This is a genomic window from Marmoricola sp. URHB0036 (assembly GCF_000426045.1).
Classification (GTDB): Bacteria; Actinomycetota; Actinomycetes; order Propionibacteriales; family Nocardioidaceae; genus Marmoricola.
Genome location: NZ_AUEP01000005.1, coordinates 382,272 through 388,271, shown reverse-complemented (window position 1 = coordinate 388,271; position 6,000 = coordinate 382,272). Strand labels below are relative to the sequence as shown.

Annotated in this window: 7 protein-coding genes and 1 tRNA gene; 6 read left to right on the top strand and 2 right to left on the bottom strand. The window is 70.2% G+C overall.

What is annotated here, in order from left to right; translation table 11 throughout:
- Positions 1–52 precede the first annotated feature (52 nt).
- Both H976_RS0106835 and orn read right to left on the bottom strand, forming a co-directional pair.
- Positions 53–128: transfer RNA gene (locus H976_RS0106835), tRNA-His, on the bottom strand.
- Positions 129–171: 43 nt separating this feature from the next.
- Positions 172–816 (bottom strand): oligoribonuclease, encoded by a 645-nt coding sequence (orn, locus tag H976_RS24970; protein ID WP_036224946.1) that lies wholly within the window; start codon positions 814–816, stop codon positions 172–174.
- Positions 817–868: 52 nt separating this feature from the next.
- Between orn and H976_RS24965 the strand changes: the two genes are divergently transcribed.
- The 6 genes from H976_RS24965 (at position 869) to H976_RS0106800 (ending at position 5,892) form a co-directional block, all read left to right on the top strand.
- Complete coding sequence (locus tag H976_RS24965; protein WP_051276339.1) at positions 869–1,354, top strand: DoxX family protein; 486 nt, start codon at positions 869–871, stop codon at positions 1,352–1,354.
- Entirely contained in the window at positions 1,335–2,072 is a 738-nt protein-coding gene (locus tag H976_RS24960) for a thioredoxin domain-containing protein (RefSeq protein WP_051276337.1), read from the top strand. The genes H976_RS24965 and H976_RS24960 overlap by 20 nt, the downstream gene beginning before the upstream one ends.
- On the top strand, positions 2,069–2,773 hold the full coding sequence (locus tag H976_RS28580) for a thioredoxin domain-containing protein (RefSeq protein ID WP_051276336.1): 705 nt from the start codon (positions 2,069–2,071) through the stop codon (positions 2,771–2,773). Before H976_RS24960 ends, H976_RS28580 begins: the two co-directional genes overlap by 4 nt.
- Positions 2,774–2,796: 23 nt before the next feature.
- Positions 2,797–3,816, top strand: a complete 1,020-nt coding sequence (locus tag H976_RS0106810; protein WP_196803985.1) for an adenosine deaminase — start codon at positions 2,797–2,799, stop codon at positions 3,814–3,816.
- 105 nt (positions 3,817–3,921) lie between these two features.
- On the top strand, positions 3,922–4,311 hold the full coding sequence (locus H976_RS0106805) for a nuclear transport factor 2 family protein (protein WP_027860931.1): 390 nt from the start codon (positions 3,922–3,924) through the stop codon (positions 4,309–4,311).
- Between the two features lie 30 nt (positions 4,312–4,341).
- Positions 4,342–5,892, top strand: coding sequence for a DUF563 domain-containing protein (locus H976_RS0106800; RefSeq protein ID WP_027860930.1), 1,551 nt, complete (start codon positions 4,342–4,344; stop codon positions 5,890–5,892).
- Positions 5,893–6,000 lie beyond the last annotated feature (108 nt).

The following is a 6,000-nucleotide window of genomic DNA, read 5'->3' as shown; positions in this document are numbered from 1 at the left end:
CGAAACGAAACGGACCGCAGGCCGCACGTGCGGCCTACGGTCCGTCTCCGTCTGGGGTGAGTAACGGGACTTGAACCCGCGACATCCGCCACCACAAGGCGGCGCTCTACCAGCTGAGCTATACCCACCATGGCTCCCCACAAGGGGATATCCGCAGGAGAGTCTAACGGCTCATGCGGGATGCTCCGAACCGGGTTTGCCGGTGTCGTGGCCGGGGGTCAACGAGCCCTGGTGGAGGGCGGCGATGCGCTTCGCCTCGGCCGAGTCGGGACCGGGGGAGGGGACGAAGACGGCCTCCCGGTAGTAGCGCAGCTCCTCGATGCTCTCGCGGATGTCGGCGAGGGCGCGGTGGTTGCCGCCCTTGGTCGGCGCGTTGTAGTAGGCGCGCGGGAACCAGCGTCGCGAGAGCTCCTTGATCGAGGAGACGTCGACGATCCGGTAGTGCAGGAACTGCTCGAGCTGGGGCATGTCGCGAGCCAGGAAGGACCGGTCGGTCGCGACGGTGTTGCCGGCCAGCGGCGGCCGACTGCCGCTGGGGCAGTGCTCCTTGACGTAGGCGAGCACCTGCGCCTCGGCGTCCTCGAGGGTGGTGCCGTTGTCGAGCTCCTCGAGCAGGCCGGAGGTCTCGTGCATCTGCTGCACGAACTCCACCATCTGGTCGAGTGCCTCGGGGGGTGGCTTGATGACGATGTCGATGCCGTCACCGAGGACGTTGAGGTCGAAGTCCGTGACCAGGGCAGCAACCTCGATAAGGGCGTCTGCCTCGAGGTCCAGCCCGGTCATCTCACAATCGATCCACACCAGTCGCTCAGTCACATCGAGGGAGCCTACTCGGGGAACTCTCAGGACCGACTCCTACAGTGGTCGCATGCTGCGATGGGTGGGGCTGGTGGCGCGCCTCGTCGTCGGTGGCGTCTGGCTCTGGGCGGGCTTCCTGAAGGTCGCCGAACCCGAGTCCAGCGTGAGCGCGGTCCGCGGTTACCAGCTGCTGGCGCCCTCGGTCGCCGACGCCGTCGGGCGAGCGCTGCCGATGACCGAGGTCGTCCTCGGCGCCTGCCTCGTGGTCGGACTGCTCACCCGGTTCGCGGGCGGACTCTCCGCGCTGCTCCAGCTCGCGTTCATCATCGGGATCGCGTCGGTGTGGGCCCGCGGGATCTCGATCAACTGTGGGTGCTTCGGCGACGGCGGACCGAACCCCGATGCGATCGGCCACTACCCCTGGGAGATCGCCCGCGACGTGGGGCTGCTCGCCTTGTCCCTGTTCCTGGTCTGGCTGCCGCGTACGCCGCTGGCGCTGGACAACCTGCTCTACTCCGTCTCGCCGGGAGGCCGTGATGTCGAAGAAGCAACGTGACACCAACCGCACCGCCCGTGCTGCCGCCGTACGACGGGAGCAGGCGGCTCGCGAGCGCAACCGGCGGATCGTCCTGACGGCGGTCGTGCTGGTGGTGCTGGCCGTGGTCGTCACCGCCGGTGTGCTGATCGGCAACCGGGGGAGCGCGCCCACTGCCGCCGCTGCCAGCGCCAGCAAGGTGGGTGCGCGCGCCGACGGTCAGGCGCTGGTGCTCGGCACCAACGCGAAGGCGCCCAAGGTGGTCATCTACGAGGACTTCCTGTGCCCCTACTGCCGCGAGTTCGAGGCGGCCTCGCGCGCCACGCTTCGTGATGCCGCCGAGAAGGGCGCCGCGGTCGTCGAGTACCGACCGTTCCACCTCTTGCAGGACGACTACTCGACCGAGGCCCTGACGGCCTGGGCGGCGGTGCTCGAGAAGGGCACGCCGGAGCAGGCGCTGCAGTTCCACGACCTGCTCTACGAGAACCAGCCCTACGAGTCCGACAGCAACAAGCCGAGCGTCGCCGACCTGGCCGACCTGGCCAAGAAGGCGGGCGTGAAGGAGTCCTCGATCCTCGACGCCATGAAGCAGTCCCACCAGTCGTTCGTCGACGCGGCCGACAAGTCGGCCACCGACGCAGACGTCCAGGGGACGCCGACCGTGCTCTACGACGGCAAGCCGCTCGTGGGCTCGCCGACTCAGCTGGCCGACACACTCAAGCAGCGACTTGGCCAGTGACCAGCCAGACAGTCCGCGATCCCGACCCCGAGGCACCCGCAGCTCGCAGCACAGTGCTGCCGTACGTCATCGGCGGGCTGGCGCTGATCTCCGCGGTGATCGCCGGACTGGTGATCTTCTCCAGCGGGGAGGGGCCGGCCGACAAGCCCGAGGCGGCGGCGCCGGTCCGCGCCGGTGACGCCTCGCTCACCGTCGGCACGAGCGACGCCCCGACCAAGGTGGTCGTCTACGAGGACTTCGGCAGCCCGCAGAGCCGTGAGTTCGAGATCGGCTCGCGCGACTTCCTGCGCATCGAGGCGGCGCAGGGGAGCGTGCGGGTGGAGTACCGCCCGTTCGCGGCCGGTGCCGGCGCCTACTCGGCCGACGCGCTGCAGGCGTGGGGCGGCGTCCTGTCAGCAGGTACGCCGAAGCAGGCGCTGGCCTTCCACGACGTGCTCTTCGACCGGCAACCGTCGTCGGGGTCGCCGACTCCGAGCGAGCTCGTCACCTGGGCCGAGGACACGGGCATCCGTGAGAAGTCGGTGCAGGCCGCGATGGCACAACCGGGTGACGCGCTCGCGGCGGCGGCCGGGCGGGCAGCGAGCGAAGCCGGGGCCACCAGCCCGCCCTTCGTCCTGCTCGACGGCAGACAGCTCTCGGCGGACTCGCCGACCGCGCTGGCCGACGCGCTGCAGCGTCAGATCCTCGAGCGCGAGCACTGACGTCGTGCGGCATGCTGTGCCGCATGCCCTCGGACCTCACCGGATTCATCGCCCGACTCCCCAAGGCAGAGCTGCACGTGCACCACGTCGGTTCGGCCTCCCCACGCATCGTCTCCGAGCTCGCCACCCGGCACCCGGGCGTCGTGCCCAGCGACCCCGACGCGCTGGCGGAGTTCTTCGCGTTCCGCGACTTCGCCCACTTCATCGAGGTCTACCTGGCCGTCGTCGACCTGATCCGCACCCCGGAGGACGTCCGGCTGCTCACCTACGAGATCGCCCGCGAGATGGCCGAGGTGCAGCAGGTGCGGTACGCCGAGCTGACCGTGACGCCACACACGTCGGTGCTGACCGGGATCCCGATCGAGGCGTTCACCGAGGCGATCGAGGACGCGCGGGTGGCGGCCGAGCGCGACCTCGGGATCGTGCTGCGCTGGATCTACGACATCCCCGGCGAGTTCGGGGTGCCGGCGGCCGATGCCACGCTCGGCTATGCGCTCGACCACGGGCCGGAGTCGTTGATCGGCTTCGGCCTCGGCGGTCCCGAGGTCGGCGTACCGCGCCCGCAGTTCGAGTCCCACTTCGCCGCGGCCCGGGCGGCCGGCCTGCGCAGCCTTCCGCACGCGGGGGAGACCACGGGTCCGGAGACGGTGTGGGACGCACTCCGTCACCTCGGCGCCGAACGGATCGGCCACGGCACGTCGTCGGCCCAGGACCCCGCGTTGCTGGCCCACCTCGCCGAGCACCGGATCCCGCTCGAGGTGTGTCCGTCGTCCAACATCGCGACCCGGGCGGTCGCCACGCTCGAGGAGCACCCGCTGCGGACCTTCGTCGAGGCCGGGGTCGTGGTCACGATCAACAGCGACGACCCGCCGATGTTCGGCACCACCCTGAACCGGGAGTACCAGATCGCGGCCGACCTGCTCGACCTCGACGAGGGCGGCCTCGCCGAGGTCGCACGGACCGCCGTCCGGGTCTCGTTCGCGCCCGACGACGTCAAGTCCCGCGTCCTGGAGGAGATCGACGCGGCGCTGGCCGGGGCATGATTCAGGCCCTGGAAGCTCATACCTTCCAGGGCCGTGTCCTTTGTACGACGCGACGGCGGGTCTGCCCGGTATCGACACGCAGCGCGGCGGCCCTAGGCTCGCGGAATGAGTGAGCGCCCTGCAGCACTGGATGCCTGGCACCGGGTGGCCGAGAGCCGCGACCCGGCCGGGCTGGACGACCTGCTCGACGAGGCATGCGTCTTCCGATCGCCGGCGGTGCACACGCCGCAGGAAGGCAAGACCCTCACGACGGCGTACCTCTCCGCGGCCCTCGTCGTGCTCGGGCCGAGCCTGACCTACCGGCACGAGTGGTGGGACGACGGCTCGGCGGTCCTGGAGTTCACGGCCGAGCTCGACGGGCTGACCCTGCACGGCATCGACATGCTCCGGTGGGGCGACGACGACCGACTCACGGAGTTCACCGTGATGGTCCGGCCCTACAAGGGACTCACCGCGCTGATGGAGCGGATGCTCGCGGAGCTCACGGCCCCCTAGGGACCGCCGCCCGGTGCCATACTCGCCGCCATGGCGGGACTCGGTCACACCCTGCGCGCGATCGGCACGTGGCGCGGCCGCCGGTCCCTCGTCCAGCAGATCAGCACTGCCCTCTCCGGGCCGGACGGTCGAGTCGCCGTCATCGGTGAGGACCCGGCCCTTCCGGGCGTCTTCGTCGTGGACCCGGGGCTGAGCCCGTCGAGCAGGCATGCGCGACTTGCCGGAGCGGGGCCCTTCGACCTGCTCGTCGATGGCACGGCCGACGCCGCGGGCGAGATCGACCGCTTCCGCGAGTCCTTCCTGCACGTCCGCACCGGAGGCAGCTACGTCGTTGCCGGCGCTGCTGCAGGCACGGGGGAGGGACTGATGGCCCTCCTCGAGGCCGGCGAGAGCTCGGACCTCACCCAGGCGGTGGGTCAGGTACGCCGGACGGGCGGACTGCTGAGCGTCGTACGCACCGGGCGGACGCTGGCCAAGCTGCGCGAGCGCGAGATGAACGAGGCGCTGGCAGTCGACCCCTCTCGCGGGCGCATCATGAGCAGCATCCCGGGCGCCGTGTTCGACTCCCGCTGCGAGATGCGGGTCAGCCGGCCACCCCTGCGCGACCAGACCAAGGACCGCTACGAGGCTCCGGAGCTCTTCCTGCGCGAGTACGAGGGGGTGACCTGCCGGCCCAAGTCGGTCGTGGTGCAGCGCGGACTGTTGACCCCGGACACCTACCGCCACCACCAGAGCCCGCGGCTCACCCACAAGATGCTGCGGGACTCGTGGCCACGCTTCGCCGTCACTCCGAAGAACGAGCCGCCGGCGCGCCGGCTCGAGGGTACCTACTTCCACCTCGACAACGAGATCCGCGGGTTCTTCGGCCATGCCCTCACCGAGCAGGTCTCTCGCCTCTGGGCGTGGGACGAGGTCGCCTCGCAGTACCCCGGCATCAAGGCGCTGGTCTCGCTCAACCGGGGGCGTCAGGTCGCCGACTGGGAGTACGAGCTGCTCGCCGCCGGCGGCATCGCTCGCTCCGACGTCGAGGTGATCGGTGAGCCGGTCGTGGTGGAGCGGCTGCTCTCGGCGACGCCGATGTTCTCGATGCCGGCCTACGTCCATCCCCGGATCACCGAGACCTGGGACGCGGTCGGTAGGGAGCTGCGCAGCGACGCGCAGCAGCGGGAGTCCCCGTCGCGGATCTTCTGCACGCGCGAGCACGGCAAGCGGGAGTGCACCAACCGTGCGGACGTCGAGGAGCTGTTCGCGTCGTACGGCTTCGAGGTGGTGCTGCCCGAGAAGCTGCCGCTGCCGGACCAGGTGGACCTGTTCCACCGGGCCGACGTCGTGGCGGGGTTCGCCGGCAGCGCCATGTTCACGACCCTGTTCAGCGATCGGCCCAAGCGCCTGGTCCTGGTCAGCCCCGACACCTACGGGCCGAGCAACGAATACATGGTCAGCGCCGTACGCGGACACCGACTCGACGTCGCCATCGGGCACTCGCCCGCGATCGACGGCGTCGACCCGCTGAAGGCGCCGTTCACGGTCGAGATGGCCGACGAGGGCGCGTGGCTCCGGGAGGTGCTGGACGACCTCTGAACCAGGGGAGCCGAGTAGGTATTACTTGGGTTTGTCAGTGAGGTCCGCCGATCCCTGACAGGTTGATGGTCGGGACCTCGGGGGGTGGCGATGCGAGCAGGCCGGGAC

Bases quoted from the DNA above. Each gene is read 5' to 3' on its own strand.
- H976_RS24965 (WP_051276339.1), top strand. From the start codon at position 869: ATGCTGCGATGGGTGGGGCTGGTGGCGCGCCTCGTCGTCGGTGGCGTC.
- H976_RS0106800 (WP_027860930.1), top strand. From the start codon at position 4,342: ATGGCGGGACTCGGTCACACCCTGCGCGCGATCGGCACGTGGCGCGGC.
- H976_RS24960 (WP_051276337.1), top strand. From the start codon at position 1,335: ATGTCGAAGAAGCAACGTGACACCAACCGCACCGCCCGTGCTGCCGCC.
- H976_RS0106805 (WP_027860931.1), top strand. From the start codon at position 3,922: ATGAGTGAGCGCCCTGCAGCACTGGATGCCTGGCACCGGGTGGCCGAG.
- H976_RS0106810 (WP_196803985.1), top strand. From the start codon at position 2,797: ATGCCCTCGGACCTCACCGGATTCATCGCCCGACTCCCCAAGGCAGAG.